Below are 18904 nucleotides of genomic sequence, written 5' to 3' on the forward strand. Positions count from 1 at the left end.
TTATTATGCTTTTGAAGTTATATTAAAAAATTGAATTGTTGAATTAAAAAATGGCAATCGCCAATTGAAGTGCACCTTTCCCAGATTCAGGATTCCAGAATGCCGTACCCGTTACGGGAAACTTTTTTGATAGAAATTCCACGTCGTGACTAACAGTCAGGCCCAGGTTTACAATATTCGTACTTTCGCTGTAAAATGTTTTCTCGGTGGTAAACGAGAATGCACCACCAGCAAATAAGGTAATACTGGTTTCATTTTGAGGGAATAACTTGTAGCGCATTTCAACATAATTGGAGTAAGAATTGGTGTCCGAGCCATCGTCTTCCACTTCAAAATCGGCACCGTTGCCAAATAAAATGGTACTCCAGTAAAAGGTTAATGGAATATTTTCCGATACGGTGTATTCAAAAACCACATCAACAAAGTTTGGAGAGGTGTACTTGTTGTAGCTAAAAATGTCGTAGTTCTCGTAATTGCTGTAATTATTGTGGCTTATAAGACTTGCGTTAAAATTGTTGGTGAAATTGTATTTGGTGTAATACGAAAATTCTTTGTATTCGCCACTGTAACTTGCGCCACCCCAAAGTCCTGCAATAAACTTTTTATTGTTCGAAACATATTCAATGCTCGATGCCATCATTATACCCGGAGTAACCACAAAGCCATGCCACAGGTGCATGTTTTTAAGTTCAAGATTTACGCTAAAATTATCGGCAATTGAAGTTTCGTCTTGTGCATTTGCCATGTATGCACCTAAAAGAATAAGTATTAACAAGTGTGCTGATGACAAACATGATTTTTTAAAGCGTAATAATTGGGTTTTAACTTTTTGGGTTTTTGTTACCTGTAAGTTCATAATCCTATGGTTTAAATGTTTTATGTGATAATTTTATAAAGCGTTAAAAGTACGTTAGTTCAGCAAATGTATGAAAATATTTTTCTCATATCCAAAATAAATCGAAATAATATTTCTTTTGAGTTTGAATAAGTCCCATATATAAAGGGTTTTGTGTGGTATGTTTTATAACATGTGTTCTTGTCGGTGTTAATTGGTTATGTGTTTATGTTTAATTTCTAAATGTTGGAAATAGTTAAATATACGTTTAATAATAAAAGTGCTTGTTTAGAAAAAATTGGAACTTAATGAGTTTAGTTTATATATTTGTGTTAGTTTTAAGTAGGGGTAAAAACGTTAAAAAAACGCTTATGGATTTTCGTAAAATTCCAAATATTTCGGTTGACTGTGTTGTTTTTGGTTTTGCAAACGATGGGATTAGTATTCTTTTATCGAAACGGATGTTGCACATGCACGATGATAAGTATCCGGTTATTGACGATTGGGTGTTAACAGGCGATCATGTGCTAAAAAGTGAACGGCTCGACGAATCGGCAGAGCGTATTTTTAGTGAGCTTGCAGGGCTGGGCAATATTTATAAAAAACAGTTCCGCACTTTTGGAAATCCTGAGCGTATTAAAAACGAAAAAGATTTGCTGTGGTTAAAAAGTCGCGGTGTAAACCCACGTGTTATGTCGGTAGCCTATTATTTTTTGTTGCCTCTTTCAAAAATTCGGATGAACCATGAAAGTGTAAAATGGTATCCTCTGAATAAATTACCACAGCTGGGATTCGACCATCAGGAAATTATTGAGCGGGCATTTGTCGATTTAAAACAAAGGGTAATGACCGAGCCTGTTATTTTTGAGTTTTTAGACGATAAATTCACTCTGAATGAATTGCAGCTTGCCTACGAATCGGTATTTGGTATCGAAATAGATAACCGCAACTTTCGTAAAAAAGCAATTAGTAAAACCTACATTGTGCCGCTTGACGAAAAGCGGGTAGTTGGCGGTTCAAAAAAACCATCGAATTTGTATATGTTTAGCCGCGATATATACGATAAAACGGGGAATAAGAATTATATTATAAATATTTGACGCAATATATCTGCTTATTATATTGAAAGCCCCGCCTGGAAAATCCTTACCAAGCGGGGCTTTTTTTTTGTGCAATAAAAAAGGGAGACCTCTGCCTCCCTGTTTTCTGAACTAACTAAACCTAATCTATGAAAAAAAATTGTTTCTGCTTTCTGTTGTTTTTTGTTTTCATTTCAAAGTAAGCGATAATTGGTGTGCCCGGCATAACTGAATCGATGAAATGAGCTATTTTATCGGTGGAACAGGTAATTTTACAATCCCTTTAAATACTCTTTTGGGGTTTTTCCGTGGATTTTTTTAAAACACTTGCTAAAATAAGAATGGCTGTTGAATCCAACTTTAAACGCCACTTCATCAACATTAAAGTTTTGCGATGCCAGTAAAGCAGTAGCTTTTTTTATCCGTACCATATTTACATATTCTGATGCCGAATGGTTGGAAATTTGTTTCAATTTCCGGTGCAACTGGCTGCGGCTTAGGCCCATTTCTGAAGCTAATATATCTACAGTGAAGTTTTCGTTTACAAGATTTTCTTCAATAATGGCATTAATTTTATTCAGGAAATAGTTGTCGAGGCTACCCACATCAATGGACTGCTTGCTTATAAATCGTTTGGCGTAGCTTTCCTGAAGCCGTTTGCGTTGATTGAGCAGGTTGCTTATCCGGGCTAAAAGTACTTGTTCTTCAAAGGGTTTTGAGATATAGGCATCGGCACCTTTATCGAGCCCAATGGAGGTATTTTCTGCCGATGATAATGCGGTTAACAGAATAACCGGTATATGGCTGGTTTCAATCTGAGATTTTAGGGTTTGGCAAAACTCAAAGCCATCCATTTTGGGCATCATTACATCTGAAATAACCAGGTCGATGTTATTCGATTTCAGCATTGCCAGACCATCTTGCCCGTTTTCGGCAAAAAGTACCTTGTAAAAATTAGTTAACAGGCCAACAATGTATTCGCGTAAGTCTTTGTTGTCTTCCACCACCAAAACAGTAGTGTTGCTGTTGGCTTCAGGTACTTGCTGTGCAGTGTTCTCGTTAGCCTCCCACGATTCAATATTCTTAACTTCCTCGTGACTTTGGTACATAATTTTTTGGGCCTTTTGTTTGGTGGGCAATTTTACCGCAAAACGAGTGCCTTTTCCAACCGTGCTTTGAACAATTATAGTACCGCGGTGCATCAGGGTAAAATCTTTACAAAGGTTTAATCCAATTCCGGTGCTGTTTTCTTTCGAGCTATTATTTTTTCCGTGTTCAAAACGTTCAAATACTTTAGGTAAATCATCTCCACTAATGCCTTGTCCGCTGTCCAGAACGGCAATTTCAACAAAATCTTCTTTTTCCAACTCACCAAAACTCAGTTGGTTTGAAAAGAAACTCTGCCGGTCTGATGAATTTGTGGCAAGACTCACCGTTATATTTCCGTTGGTTGGCGTGTATTTAAATGCATTAGATAGCAGGTTGAATATTATTTTATCCAGCTTTTCTTCGTCCACTTCAATTATTTGGGAGCTGGTGGAATAGTTAAACGAAAATGTAATATTTTTTGCGCGTGCCTCTTCCGAAAAATTCAAGACCCGATCGTTAATGAATTGAACCAGATTAGTTTGACTGATGCTGAGTTTTTCCAAACCCTTTTCGGCTTTGCGTAAATCCATTATTTGGTTGATGAGCTGCAACAGCCGGTTGGTATTTCGTTTAACGGTATCAAGTTGTTTGTGCTGTACATCGGTTAAATTGGATGCAGTTAACAGTTGTTTAACCGGACCGTTAATTAAGGTAAGCGGAGTTCTGAATTCATGCGAAATATTGGTGAAGAATTTCAGCTTCATTTCGTTTAACTGCTCTTCTTGCTCGTGTTCCATCTTTTCAATCAGCAAGTCCTTTTTCAATTTCGATCGCTCTCTGAAAAAGCGGATAATAAGCACAATAATAACCAGTGTAACCAGTAAATAAAAGCTTAGGGCATATTTTGATTTGTACCAAAATTCCTGAATAACAATGGTAATGCTGGCTGGTTCTTCATTCCATATTCCATCGTTGTTGCTGGCTTTAACTTCAAAACGATATTCGCCAGCCGGAAGATTAACAAAACTGGCCGTGCCTTTATTGTTGTTTTGCACCCAGTTATTAATGTAATTGCTTAGCCGGTAGGTAAATTCATTTTTATCGGGCAACAGGTAATTGTCGGCTGAAAAAGTAAAACTCAGGTTCGTTTCTTCGGGGGCTAAAATAATTCTTTCGTACTGGTTAACAACGGTTTGCATCGGAACAATGCTACGGTTATTTACAATAATTTTTGTTAGCAGCACATTGGGGGGGCGTTGGTTAGTTTGTATGGGTTTCGGCTCAAGCTGGCTAAAACCATTGGTTCCGCCAAAATAAAGATTACCCTGGCGGTCTTTAAAAATAGCATTGGGATTAAACAAGTTGCCCTGGATACCATCGTTTAGCACAAACCTTCGCGACGAATTATTTTCGGTATTGTACAGGATCAAACCATCGTTACTCGTTATCCAGATGTTGCTAAACGAGTCTTCAATAATACCATAAACATCTTTATTTTTCAGCAAATCGTTGGCGGTAAAAATATGTACCGAATCCAATTGCGGATCGTAAATGTTTACACCATTTCCTCCGGTACCCATCCAGATTTTACCATCGCTAAGTTCGGTGATAAAATAAAAACTCTGGCTGCTGGTTTTATGTTTGCTGTTTTGGTGAATATTGAAGAGAGTGCTTTTGCCGCTAGGCAGATGAATGCGGGTAACTCCTTCAAGCGTACCCACCCATAAATTTTTGTTTGAATCTTCGGTCAGGGCTCTGCAGTTGTTGTTAAGCAATTGTGCAAAGGGCTCTTTTTCGGAAGAGAAACTGATTTCTCCGGTGCTGAAATGATAAAAATTAATACCGCCCAGATTGGTGCCTATCCAAACTCCGGAGTCCGATTCACAAAGCGAGTAAACTTCGGGCGATGCCACATGTTTGCCATCGTTGGCACCTGCAGGAAAATGAAAAAAGCTTGCCTGGTCTGCAGGGCGGTAAAACAAGCCGTTAAAAGCCGAGCCTATCCATAGTCCTCCATACCTGTCAACCAGCATAGTTTTAATATCAATAATTCCTTTTTGCTTCCGTATCTGGATAGGGGAGAACGTTGATGTTTCCGAATCAAATAAATTTAATCCAAAAAGTTCGGTTCCCACAAAAAGTCTCCCATCGGTGCTTTGGGCAAAAGAGCTAACCATATTGTCAGAAATTGAGCCCGGTTCGTTCGAATGGCGGTAGTTGTTAAATTTATTATCAGAGTGGTGCATGTATGCTACTCCTCCCGACCATGTTCCTATCCAAATACCTCCCTGTTGATCTTCGTAAATATCAAAAATAGAATTGTGCGGAAGTCCGTCGTATTTATTATGATCATAGTGTACCAATTCTTTACCTATACTTTTAAACAGTCCCAGGTACGAGCCAATCCACACCTGGCCTTTGGTATCGCGCCATATTTTCCGTATACTGGCATCGCTGATATTGTATTCCGGATTTTTTGTATAGGAGTAGTGGTGTTCCAGTTTACCGTTAAAGTTATACATGCGGGCACCGTGCTCCTGGTAGCCTACCCAAATATTTTCGGTACTTGTGCTTATGGTACGCACTGTTGAGCCCGGCCCGGCAATCAATTTTTCTACCTTTTCTTCTTCGCTGTTAACCTGGTATACGGAACCATCCAGCGTACCAAGCCACAAACGGTTTGTTTCGTCGTTGTAAATAATTCGCGGAATATTCTCTAAACCCGTAGTAATTCGAATCATTTTGTTGCTCGCCTGGTTGAGGTAGCCTAAAAAGTGCTCGTCAACAATCCACAACCTACCTTGCCCGTCAAACTGAATGGAATAAAGGTGTGTGTTGGTTTGCGAACCGTTTTCGTAGGAGTAGTGAATCTGCTCAAATTCCTGGGTAACGTGATTGAATTTACAAAGGCCTTTTGAGGTACTTGCCCAAATATTGTTGTTTTTATCAATGGCAATTTCGGTAACGGTATTGCTGGGGAGGCCATCTGAAGCCTCCGGATGATAGGTGTAGCGTACAATCTCCTTCGAGTCGTAACGTAATACTCCGTCAAAACCCCCCATCCAAATGTAACCGTATTTATCCTGGTTAAACGAGTGTATGGCCTGAAAACTAAAACCACCCGGAGGTGATACGCGACGAAATCGGAGGTCGTCGGTGTTTTGCGAAAAAGCGATATGCTGGAGGAGAACAAATACAATGCTTATTATAAATTTATCTTTCATGCTAACGCTCTAAAACATTTTTGTAAGAATTACTTTTCCGGGTATTTTATTTGCCTTGCTCTCGTCAATCTACAAAAAACAGCTATGCTTTGTAAACTACAAAAACAGCATTAATTTTTATCAAAGCTTCTTTATGGTGAATGCTCCTTCAATTACGATTCAAAAATAAGAAAGGCTTTCAATTTTAACTAGTACGCATGTTGCATGCTTGCAACATGCTTTCAAGTAGGAGACAAAAATACCAGAAAATGCAACAATAGCACTAATTCTGCAGCATCCTGTGCCGCTATTTTTGAAAAACAATTTTGAAAACAAATTACGGGTATTAAAAACAATATCCACATTAAAAGTTAAAACTGAATCAATAAAAAATGAATAGCAAGGTTTTTATACAATGCATAATTTGGTTAGATAGTTAGTTAGTTTAGTTGTGTTAGGCTCCTTCTTCTGAGAATTGAAGAAGGAGCCTTCAAGTTAAAATCCTTGCTTTTCAAATAAGAATAACAAACCTTTTTTATGAAAAAAATTATTACAATCAGTCTATGTTTTATTCTTTTTGCGTGCAGCAATCAACATCCCGAAACAATCGACGATATTGTTAAACATTCGGAGAAACAGTTTGAATATGCCTTGAAAAAAATTAAACCCCTGCAAACCGAGGAGAAAATTTTTCCGCGTACGCTTGAGGATCAGGAAATAAAACTGGTGGCAACCAAAGACTGGACCAGTGGCTTTTTCCCCGGAACGCTTTGGATGATGTATGAGCTTACCGGAAAAGATAAATGGAAAGCGCACGCACTGGATTATACCTTACCCCTTGAGGTAGAGCAATGGAATGCCAACGACCACGACATTGGTTTTAAAATGTATTGCAGTTATGGCTGGGCTATAAAATACCTCGACAATCCCGAATTCAAAGAAATTCTGATTCAATCGGCAAAAACACTTTCAACCCGCTATAACCCGGTTGTTGGGTGCATTCGCTCGTGGAACAGCAACCCCAAAACAGCCCATTGGAAATACCCGGTTATTATAGATAATATGATGAACCTGGAATTGTTGATGTGGGCGGCTAAAGAAACCGGTAACGAAAGTTTTAAAGAAATAGCAGTAAAACACGCTCAAACCACAGCGGCCAATCATTTCAGAGATGATTATTCGTGTTACCATGTTATTGACTACGATCCGGAAACCGGAGAGGTAATTAATAAAAATACCCACCAGGGAGCTGCCGACGACAGCGACTGGTCGCGTGGACAGGCCTGGGCGGTTTACGGATTTACCATGATGTACCGCGAAACCGGAATGGAAGAATTTCTTACACAGGCAAAACATGTTGCCGACTACCTGCTTACCGTCGACGGTTTAAAAGATGGTAAAATTCCGTACTGGGATTTTAAAGCGCCAAATATTCCCAACGAACCTTACGATGCATCGGCCGCGGCTGTTATTTCATCTGCTTTGTTCGAATTGTACGAATTTACCAGTAACGAAATTTATCTGAGCACAGCTCAAAAGCTTCTGGAAACATTAGGAACACCCCAGTTTTTGGCTCAGACCGGCGAAAACGGAGGTTTTCTGCTTACGCACTCTACGGGCTCAAAACCCTATAAGTCGGAAATTGATGTGCCACTTAATTACGCCGACTATTATTTCCTCGAATCAATTATTAAAAGCAAGAGATATGAAGAGAATCAAAATTTAGCTCTCAGCAAAGAATAGTGTGAATCAATAAAGTAATTCTCTAAATTTTTAACAAAAACTAATTTTTATGAAAAACAAAAAAAGTATTCAAAAGGCTTTTAGCTTTTTAATGTTTTGTCTCTTTTTTGTTGCGGTTAGTGCCAGTGCATTTGCACAGCAAAAAGCAGTTTCAGGAAAGGTTGTTGACGACAATGGTGAAGCCCTTCCGGGTGTAACCGTGGTTGTTAAGGGAACTTCAACGGGAACCGTTACCGATATCGATGGTAACTTTTCTCTATCAAATGTAACAAGCGAAAGCGTATTAACTATTTCGTTTGTGGGTATGTTAACACAAGAAATTGCAGTTGGCAGCCAAACTTCAATCGATGTAACCTTAAAAACCGATGCCGTTGGTTTGGAAGAGGTTGTAGTTGTAGGTTACGGTACCCAATCAAAAGCTACCCTTACCGGTGCGGTTGTACAGGTAAAAGGTGAAGAAATGATTAAAGGCAAGGGTACATCTAGTGTTGCCCTTGCAATGCAAGGTGAAATACCTGGATTGGTAGTAACTCGTTCCTCATCTCGTCCGGGTAATGAAGGGCTAGATATTAAAATTCGTGGTGATTATTCAGTGAACGGAATCTCTCCTCTAGTTTTAATTGATGGAGTGGAAGCACCAGAATGGATGCTTAGTACAATTAATTCAAGCGATATCGAAAGCTTATCAGTGTTAAAAGATGGTGCTGCAGCTATTTATGGATCGAAAGCTGCCGGTGGTGTAATTTTGGTTACCACCAAGAAAGGTCAAAAAGGTAAAATAAAAGTTGAATATAGAGGCGATGTACAATTTAACTATGCTTACAAAATGCCTTTGGCAAATTTTAAAGAACTAGCTGATATTTGGTTGCAAGGTGGACGTAACGACATGATTGATTATGTTGACACTGATGGAAATCCGCAAACTGCGGCTTTTACAGGTCGTTTCTTCAGTGAAGATTATTGGCAGCAAATTTCAGACGGAACATTCCCATTGGCTCCTGAAACGGTATTTCTATTTGGTTCAGACCATCGTTTTGCTGATGAAAGTTACTACGACTATGTTTTCGGTACTACAATGTCACATCGTCACAATGTATCTTTTTCTGGTGGTAACGAAAACGCCACTTATCGTACATCTTTAGGTTATGCAAATGATCGTTCGCCTATGGAATTGGTTTACGATGGTGCTAAAAAGTATAACTTCCGGACCAACCTTTCTTATAAGGTTAACGACATGATTCAAACAGATTTCATGATATCGTATGATAACAGAATTATTGACGCTCCTACGCATGGTGTAGGTGAAGGTCTTCAAAATCCACAATTCTACCCTATTAAGAACCCACAAGGACAATATTATACCCTTTGGGCCGACCATGTTCCTCTTGAGTTGGAAGAGGGAGGAAGAACGGTTGAGGATGTTGATATAATTAGACTTAGTGGTGCTCTAAATTTGAACATGGATAAGTATTTGCAAGGATTATCATTTATGTATAAAGGAGATGTTACCAAAAGAAACCATGAGAAAACGGCTCGTACAAAAATGGTAACAAAATACGATTGGGATGGTAACCCAAGTACATATGCTCCTGCCAGAAGAGCAGTTAGCCAGGTTGATGTTTATATTGATAACATATTTTTCCAAAACCATTTGTTACAAGGTAATTACAAGCGTTCGTTTGGCGAGCACAATGTTTCGGCAATGCTTGGTATTACTTGGGAAGAGCAAGAAGCTACGGGTTATGACATGCAACGTAAATATTTACTTTCAGACGAACTTGATGCCTTAAATACTGGAGATGCGTCAACCATGACAAATGCAGGTACTGCATGGCACGAATCTTTATTTTCATATATCTCCAGGTTAAATTACGATTACAATGGCATATATTTAGCAGAATTTGCTGCTCGTCGTGATGGATCTTCTCGTTTCCACCCTGATTACCGTTGGAAAAATTTTTATTATGGTTCTGCCGGTATAAGACTATCAGAATTAGGGTTCCTAAAAGATGGTTTTTTCCAGAACTTAAAGTTGCGTGCTTCTTATGGAGAAACAGGTTCGAGAGTTGGTATTGGTAGATATGACTACATCTCAACAATGTCTTCAGGAGAAACCTATTTTGGCACAACTCCGGCAATTTATAATACCTATCGTATTTCTAGTATGACTTCAACCGAACGTACCTGGGAGCGTGTGGCAAAAACCGACATTGGTGTTGATTTTGCAGTACTCGATAGCCGCCTGAGTGGTAGTATGGACTACTTTATTCATAATAACGACGACATGTTGGTGAGTATAACTTATCCTGAAATTTTGGGTGCCAGTGCGCCAAAAACCAACAGCGGTGCATTTGAAAGTAAAGGTTGGGAAATAAGCCTTAACTGGAGAGATAAAATTGGCGAACTATCATACCAGGTAGGTGCTGCCCTATGGGACAGCAAAGGTGAGGTAACCCATATGGAAGGTGCAGAAACAATTGGCAGAGGATTGAATACAAGTCCAATTGAAGGCTACCCATTAAATTCGATTTGGGTATATAAAACCGATGGTATTTTCGATAATGAAGCAGATATTTTAGCCTATTACGAGAAATATGGTTTTGATGGTGGTGATCAAACAACAACAAAACCTGGTTCTATTCTTCCTGCTTACCGCAGTGCAAACCGCTTGGTGCCGGGTACTGTTAATCGTGTTGATGTATCTGACGACGGTTTAATTAACCAGGATGACTTGGTATTCCATGGCGATGCAAACCCACATTATGCGTTTAGTTTTAATTTTGGCTTGCAATATAAAGGATTCGACTTTTCAGCTTTCTTCCAGGGAGTTGGTCAGCAATATATTCAGCGTAACGGAACATTGGCTTATCCTTTCAGAAGCTGGTGGATGAACCAGAACAGTGTTTATGCCAGTGGCGACCTCACATGGTCTCCGGAAAATACAGGTGCCGAACTTCCAATGATATTTTATAACGGAAGCCGTAAAAACTGGAACTATGGTCATCCCAATGATTTAAATATCATTAACGCTCGTTATATACGTGCAAAAGTGATTTCTTTAGGATATACCATTCCCCAAACGATAACAACAAAAGCAGGTATGGACAGAGTTCGCGTATCTGTTACAGGAAATGATTTATTTACCATATCAAACGTAAAAGATGGTCTGGATCCGGAACATGGACGAAATGCTCATAATGGAAATCAATATCCTTATAATTCTGCCTTAATGTTCAGTTTAGAACTTACATTTTAATCGTAAATTTTAAAAGAATACAAAAATGAAAAAGAAAAATAGATATGTTAAGGTGTTCAGCCTAACGCTAATTTTTGCAACATTGATTCTTAGTAGTTGCCAGGAAGATTTCCTTGATCGCTCACCTCTGGATCAATTATCAGAAGCCATTTATTTTAAAACACCAGCCGATTTTGAAACGGCATCGAACTACTTTTATACCCGCTTTGGATTTGAAGATGGGGACGAGACTTCCGATTTGTCCAATAATATTGGGTATGGAACTGATATAGTTTATGGTAACGGTTATACAGTTGCCCCTGTATCAGATAGCGAATGGAATAATAATTACGACCGAATGCGTGCACCCAATCAGTTGCTCGAGAAAGCAGCTGAATACGAAGGAGACCAGTCTGAAATTGCTGAATATGTTGGTATTGCTTACTTTTTTAGAGCCTGGCACCATTGGAAGCTTTTAAAACGTTTTGGCGGAGTTCCTATTGTAACAAAAGCTTTAGATGTTGCAGACGAAGAATTGTACGCTCCTCGTAATAGTCGTTACGAAGTAGCAGCGCAAATTGTTGCTGATTTAGATGCAGCACTGGCTACTGGTGGTTTACGTTCGCAAAACGATATTGGAGATGGTGAGCAAGGACGATTGTCGCTTGAAGCAGTAAAAGCATTTAAAGCACGTGTTTTATTATACGAAGCCACCTGGGAAAAATACGCACCAAATGCGTATCTTGATGCCGCTACTGGAGATGCAAAACCTGCTGGTTACCCCAGCATAAACGATATGCTTTCTGAAGCCAAAGCTGAAGCATTGGCTGTAATGAATAGCGGTGCATTTGAATTATGGGATATGCGCGATGAAATGAAGGCTGTTGAAGTTCTAGAAACAGACAATTACGCTGAAAGACATCTTTATTACATGTTTACTTTGGAAGATGGTAGTAATCCTGCAGGATTAACAAAAGCTGATAATAAGGAATACATCCTTCAAACGGTATATGATTACAATTACCGTAAAATCGGTCAAAATATTTCACATGCCAAGCCTTGGGGACCAACACGTAAGTTGATGGATATGTATTTGTGTGCAGATGGTCTTCCTGTTCAGCATTCAAGTGTTTTTAATGGATATGCAAACATGATGGATGAATTTGAAAACCGCGATCTTCGTTTGAAAGGTCTGGTTTACAATCCATTCGTACAGTATTGGGGCTACGGAACCAGCACGAGTGTTGGTGGTGGAGCTCAATATGGTGTAGCTTTCGAAGATGGTGTGAGTACGTACAATTACACATACACTCCGGCTTTGCAAACCGAAACAAATGGTCGTAATATTGGTTATATGGGGCATAAATTTGTGACAGAACACATTGGTCGTGAAACAACAACCGAATCTTTCAATTACCCACTTATTCGTTTGGCCGAAGTAATGTTGATTTATGCCGAAGCTACATGCGAATTGGGCGGAGGTCAAATTTCTGATGCCGACTTGAACATTTCAATTAATAAAATCAGAGAACGCTCTGGTGTCGCTCCTTTAACCAATGCTTTAATTGCTCCATTTAGTGACTTAACCATGTTAGGTGAAATTCGTCGGGAGCGTTCAATCGAATTATTTGGAGAAAATTTCCGTTTTGACGATTTAAAACGTTGGGGTATTGCTGTTGAGGAGTTGAAACCAGCTATGGCGACGACTTATATTCAATACGATGGTGTAGAGACAGAATATGCAACCGTTGACAATCCAAAATCAGATGGAAAACTATATAATCCTGACGGATTTTCGTTTGGTTTAACAACATCGGAATACAGTCCTTCAACCTATGCCGGTATTGCAACTACAAAACCAGGAGCTTTAATTCTTGTAATTTCAGCTGATAGACTGTTCTCCGAAATGAACTATTTAGATCCAATTCCAACCTTGCAAATAGAGCACAATCCTGCTTTAACGCAAAATCCAGGATGGTAACAAAATTATTTTTTCTTACATAGATTAGTTTAATAGGTAAAAAGCCGGCAGTGAATTCTTTTCGCTGCCGGCTGTTACTAAAAAATAATTTCTTCTTTTGCCATGAAATAACCGAAAACTGAATTCAAAATGACTGCTAAAATCCAACTTTACCTGTTTCTTATCTTTATTTCTTTCTCAGCTTGTAACCCAAAAACCATTGAAATAACGGTTAGCCCCAATGCCGAACAAACACAAGAGCTTACCTTTAAAACCCTCAACCAGGCCATTCAAAAAGCACTTCAGCTTAAATCCGAAAACGACAAAACCCAAATTCAAATCAATATCCTTCCCGGAGGATACCATTTATCAGCTCCAATAACCATTGGTTCGCCTCTAAACGGACTGAAAATTATTGGCGCCGGTAAATCGGAAGTTACCATTAAAGGTTCTGTGCCTTTAAATCTTAACTGGGAGAAATTTAATAATGACATTTACATAGCCAATCTTGATGCTGTAGGCCAAAAGTCCTCCTTGCGGGATTTAGGGGTAGAGCAGCTAATCATAAACGGCAAACCCCAAACGCTGGCCCGTTACCCCAACTACAACGAAGATGGCGGTTTCTGGCAGGGTTACGCTGCCGATGCAATCTCGAAAGAAAGAGTGGCAAGTTGGGCAAAGCCCGAAGGTGCCATTTTTCATGCCATGCACCGGGGCAAATGGGGCGGTATGCACTTTAAAATTACCGGTGTTGATGAAAACGGTGAAGCCATTCTCGAAGGTGGATTCCAAAATAACCGGCCTTCAGGCCCGCACCCCGAGTTTCGTATGGTGGAAAATGTGTTGGAAGAGCTCGACAGCCCCGGCGAATTCTATTTCGATAAAGAAGAGAACAAACTGTATTTTTGGCCTGTTGCCGGTACCAATCTCGAAACCGCAAGCTGCGAAGCCGTGGTTTTAAAAAGCCTGATTGAAATAAAAGGCGATGAAGCACCGGTGAAAGACATTCACATTGAAGGTGTAAAATTTGAACACACCCGACGCACACTTTTTGAAATATATGAACCTTTGTTGCGTAGCGACTGGACGATGTATCGTGGTGCAGCTCTTTTTATCGAAGGGGCCGAAAACTGCTCGGTTAAAAACTGCGAGTTCACCAACCTGGGTGGAAATGTAATTTTTGTAAGCAGCTACAACCGCAATGTCGAAATTTCGGGCAACCATATTCACGATTGTGGCGCCAGTGCCATCAGTTTTGTGGGCGAGGCTTCTGCCGTGCGTTCACCGGCTTTTCAGTACGGAAAATTTGTTGAGCTGGCAGAAATGGATACTGTGGCCGGACCAAAAAACGAATTGTATCCGAAAAATTGTGTGGCCCATAATAACCTGATTCACCGCATTGGCCGGGTTGAAAAACAGGTGGCAGGAGTACAAATTGCAATGGCAATGGATATTACCGTTAGCCACAACAGCATTTACGATGTGCCACGTGCCGGAATAAACATTGGCGACGGAACCTGGGGCGGCCATATTTTGGAATACAACGATGTGTTTAACACCGTTTTGGAAACCGGCGACCATGGCTCGTTTAACTCATGGGGCCGCGACCGTTTCTGGACGCCCAAACGCGATAAAATGGACGAAATGACCATGGCTAATCCGCAAATGCCTTTGTGGGATGCCATTCATACCACCATCATCCGCAACAACCGTTTTCGTTGCGACCACGGCTGGGATATCGACCTCGACGACGGCTCAACGAACTACCATATTTACAACAACCTGTGTTTAAACGGCGGCATAAAACTGCGCGAAGGATTTTACCGCGTGGTAGAAAACAACATCATGGTAAATAACTCATTTCATCCGCACGTTTGGTTTGCCAATTGCGATGATGTGTTTCGCCGCAATATCGTTACCGATAGTTACAAAGATGTGCGCCTGCTAAGCTGGGGAAAAGAAATGGACTACAACCTTTTTCCCGATGAAGAATCGATGCTAAAAGCCCAGTTGTATAACATTGATGCCAACAGTGCCTTTGGCGACCCCTTGTTTACAAATCCTGCAGAACTTGATTTTAGCGTTGCCGAAAACTCACCGGCGTTAAAACTGGGTTTCAAAAACTTTCCGATGGATGAGTTTGGTGTGTTAAGCCCTGATTTGAAAAAAATGGCGAAAACACCTGAAGTTCCGGTAATAAAAACTACCGGGGAGTTGTCAGGGAAAAGCAGTGCAACGGTTTCGTGGCTTCGCAACGAGATTAAAGGAGTCGATTCAATGGAAGAGCAATCGGCCTACGGTTTAAATGAAGCGGAAGGCGTTATTATTCTGAAAATGTGGAACGGCAGCAAAGCTTACGAGGGCGATGGACTTCGCAGCAAAGACGTGATACTGGCCGTTGAAGGAGAAAAAGTGAAAAACGTAAAAGAGTTCTTCGGTGCACTAAAAAAATACAACTACACCGAAACGGTAAAAATGCTTGTAATGCGTAATCAAGCCGAGCAGGAACTTACGGTTAAGGTGAGATAGCAGGGCCGTAGGTCCGACACGTAATAGCACAGTCCGCAAGGGCTGTGAATAGAATGACAAAAAATAACAAAGGGCTGAAAGCCCGACACGTAATAAATACATCCGCGCACATCAGCGAAATCTGCGTGAAACAAAAAGAATATGAGCCAACTACTAAAAATAATAGCATTTATTCTATGTGGAATATTTCTATATTTTGCAGGATATGCACAAGTAAATGCTGACGGCACCATCGATACTGGCGATAAATTTGAAAAAGCAAAACTCGAATACCTTGACTCGGCTGAAGTCGTAGCCAAACGTCTTGAATGGTGGAACGATGCCCGTTTCGGAATGTTTATCCACTGGGGACTTTACGCCCAGGATGGCTGTTTCTGGAAGGGGCAGGACGGACGATCTGAACACATGATGCGTAACCTGCAAATTCCCATTGCTGAATATGAAAAAATAGCTGCAAAATTTAATCCCGAAAAATTTGATGCCGATGAGTGGGCCCAATTTGCCAAAGATGCCGGTATGAAATATATGGTAATTACCTCGAAACATCACGATGGTTTTGCTATGTTTAACAGCCCGTCGAACGACTATAACATAGTAAAACAAACGCCGTGGAAACGCGATCCAATTAAAGAATTAAACGAAGCTTGTAAAAAGCAGGGGATTAAATTTGGAGTATATTATTCGTTGGGCCGCGACTGGCACCATCCGCAGTGTAATTCAAATGGTGGTCGGCGAAGCAATGTGTGGGATTTTCCGGAAGAAGAGAAAAAAGATTATTCTATCTATTTTAAAGAAAAAGTAAAACCACAGATTACCGAGTTGATAACACAATACAAACCTGCAATTATTTGGTTCGATACCCCCGAGTTAATTACTAAAGAGCAAAGTTCAGAATTGCTGGGATTGATTCGAAAGCTCGACCCCAATTGTATTGTAAATCAACGTGTAGGAAACAAACTGGGTGACTATGCCGTGCGGGAACAAAAAATACCAAAAGGTGGGGAGCCGCAATCCTGGGAAACCTGCATGACCATCAGTGAAATTTGGGGCTACCACAAAGAAGACCATGCCTGGAAATCGGCAGATTCATTGGTGCACAGTCTGGTTGATATTGCCAGCAAAGGCGGTAATTTTTTGTTAAACGTTGGGCCAACCGGCGAAGGCGTAATTCGTCAGCCCTCTGTTGAGCTTTTAAAAGAAATGGGCGAATGGTTAAAGGTAAATGGTGAAGCTGTTTATGAAACGACTTCGAGCCCGATTGGAAAATTTGATTGGGGGCGCTGCACCAAAAAAGTGGAAAACGGAAATACAACGCTCTATTTTTCGGTGTTTAACTGGCCGGAAAACGGAGAGTTATTCATTCCCGGAATCAAAAATGAAATAAAAAATTCTACTCTTTTGGCAACCGGAACACAGGTAAAAGCTTTTGCTACAGATAATGGAATAAAGATTGAATTACCAAATGTTGCAGCTAATAAATTGGCCAGCGTGGTAAAAATTCAAGTATATGGAATTGTAAAATAAAATTGAATTAGATAAATATGAGCCAACTACTAAAAACAACAACAATTTTAATCTGTGTAATCATCCTGTTTTCAGGGATTGTAAACGCGCAAAACAAAATAACCATCGATGCCAATTCCAATGGCGAACAATTCGAACACTTTTGGAGCAAATGTGTAGGGGCAGGGCGTGCCAACGAAGGCCTGCGTGCCGGCTGGCTCGAACAACTTGAAAAAGTACAGCAAAACTGTGGATTTCAATACTGCCGTTTTCACGGGCTATTTCACGAAGATATGTTTGTGGTGCTCGAGAACCGTGGTAAAATCGTGTACAACTGGCAATACATCGACGATTTGTTCGACCGTATGCTCGACCTGAATGTAAAGCCTTTTGTGGAGCTGGCCTATTTCCCGGAGCCCTTTGCCGCTGAAAATTCAAAAACCGTATTTTGGTGGAAAGCAAATATTACTCCGGGCGAAAACTATGCGCAGCAGTGGCACGATTTGGTAAAAGCGTTAACACAACATTTGGTCGACCGTTATGGAATTGACGAAGTGCTTACCTGGTATTTCGAAGTTTGGAACGAGCCCAACCTTTACCCGCTCTTTCTGGACGGAACAAAATCGCAATACTTCGAAATGTATAAACAGTCAGCATTGGCCGTAAAATCAGTTGACGAACGCTTGAAAATTGGAGGCCCTGCAACCAGTAACTTTGTGCCCGACACGCGTTTCGACGGCGAAATTGAAGACCGCGAAGCAGCCAAAGAGGTATTTACCATCGACGATATTAATAAATTGGAATGGCACGGCGTATGGATTGAGGATTTCCTGAAATTCTGCGAAAAAGAAAACCTGCCGGTTGATTTTGTTAGTTGCCACCCGTACCCAACCGATTATGCTTTTAACCCTGAAACGGGAAAAGGCAGAGGTTTGACCCGGTTTGTGGGGTCTACTAAACTGGATATTGAATGGCTGAACAGAACTGTTAAAAACAGCGCCTTTCCAAATGCCGAATTGCACCTCACCGAATGGAATACCAGCCCCAGCAGTCGCGATGCTACGCACGATTTTCTTCCAGCCGCTGCCTATATTGTAAAAACTAATCTCGATTGTATCGGTTTAACAAACTCACTGGCATTCTGGACCTTCACTGATGTTTTTGAAGAAAAAGGCGGTGCTGCCAGTATCTTTCACGGAGGTTTCGGTATGATTAACTTTCAGGGACTGGTAAAACCATCGTACCACGCTTACCGGATGTTGCACCAACTGGGCGACGAAAAAATCTACAAAGACGATTACCTGTTTGTAAGCCGTGATTCTGGTGATGGTAAAATTTCGGCTTTGGCCTATAATTATCCCGAAGAATATGAGGATGCAGTTCCATCCGGCAATAACAAGCGTGAAGAGGGAACCTCAAAACCATTGAGTTTCTCAATGAAAAACTTAAAACCGGGAACGCAATTTAAAATTGAAACGCTGGATAAAGACCACGGTAATATTCACAACTACTGGGAAGCCATGGGTAAACCCGAACCGCCAACCCGCGAGCAAATTAAAGTGATGAAAGCCTATGCCGAACAATTAAAAACAGAATTGGTAACTGTTGGCGAAGACGGCAAGCTAAATATTGAAAAAGAACTTACACCCTGGAGTGTGGTATTGATTACGCAGATAAACTAAATTGAATCTGCGGTAATCAGCGTTATCTGCGAGAAACATCGAAAAA

Annotated in this window: 9 protein-coding genes; 7 read left to right on the top strand and 2 right to left on the bottom strand. The window is 40.5% G+C overall.

Annotated features, from left to right (window positions below; translation table 11 throughout):
- Positions 1 to 43 precede the first annotated feature (43 nt).
- Positions 44 to 856, bottom strand: a complete 813-nt coding sequence (locus tag QZ574_RS10200) for a hypothetical protein (protein WP_297089380.1) — start codon at positions 854 to 856, stop codon at positions 44 to 46.
- 350 nt (positions 857 to 1206) lie between these two features.
- Between QZ574_RS10200 and QZ574_RS10205 the strand changes: the two genes are divergently transcribed.
- Complete coding sequence (locus tag QZ574_RS10205) at positions 1207 to 1935, top strand: NUDIX hydrolase (protein ID WP_297089381.1); 729 nt, start codon at positions 1207 to 1209, stop codon at positions 1933 to 1935.
- A 251-nt stretch (positions 1936 to 2186) separates the two neighbouring features.
- On the opposite strand, the gene QZ574_RS10210 is transcribed toward QZ574_RS10205, so the two are convergent.
- On the bottom strand, positions 2187 to 6227 hold the full coding sequence (locus QZ574_RS10210; protein WP_297089382.1) for a hybrid sensor histidine kinase/response regulator transcription factor: 4041 nt from the start codon (positions 6225 to 6227) through the stop codon (positions 2187 to 2189).
- Between the two features lie 516 nt (positions 6228 to 6743).
- Here QZ574_RS10210 and QZ574_RS10215 point away from each other — a divergent pair.
- From QZ574_RS10215 to QZ574_RS10240, 6 genes are all read left to right on the top strand, one after another.
- Positions 6744 to 7949, top strand: a complete 1206-nt coding sequence (locus QZ574_RS10215) for a glycoside hydrolase family 88 protein (RefSeq protein ID WP_297089383.1) — start codon at positions 6744 to 6746, stop codon at positions 7947 to 7949.
- 49 nt (positions 7950 to 7998) lie between these two features.
- Positions 7999 to 11205 carry a SusC/RagA family TonB-linked outer membrane protein gene (locus QZ574_RS10220; protein WP_297089384.1) on the top strand — a complete coding sequence of 1069 codons (3207 nt, stop codon included), beginning with the start codon at positions 7999 to 8001 and terminating at the stop codon, positions 11203 to 11205.
- A gap of 25 nt (positions 11206 to 11230) precedes the next feature.
- Positions 11231 to 13165, top strand: coding sequence for a RagB/SusD family nutrient uptake outer membrane protein (locus QZ574_RS10225; protein WP_297089385.1), 1935 nt, complete (start codon positions 11231 to 11233; stop codon positions 13163 to 13165).
- Between the two features lie 129 nt (positions 13166 to 13294).
- Positions 13295 to 15673, top strand: coding sequence for a PDZ domain-containing protein (locus QZ574_RS10230; protein ID WP_297089386.1), 2379 nt, complete (start codon positions 13295 to 13297; stop codon positions 15671 to 15673).
- A 141-nt stretch (positions 15674 to 15814) separates the two neighbouring features.
- Positions 15815 to 17197, top strand: coding sequence for an alpha-L-fucosidase (locus QZ574_RS10235; protein ID WP_297089387.1), 1383 nt, complete (start codon positions 15815 to 15817; stop codon positions 17195 to 17197).
- Between the two features lie 17 nt (positions 17198 to 17214).
- Complete coding sequence (locus QZ574_RS10240; protein ID WP_297089388.1) at positions 17215 to 18858, top strand: hypothetical protein; 1644 nt, start codon at positions 17215 to 17217, stop codon at positions 18856 to 18858.
- Positions 18859 to 18904 lie beyond the last annotated feature (46 nt).

This window comes from uncultured Draconibacterium sp., from assembly GCF_913063105.1.
Taxonomy (GTDB): Bacteria; Bacteroidota; Bacteroidia; order Bacteroidales; family Prolixibacteraceae; genus Draconibacterium.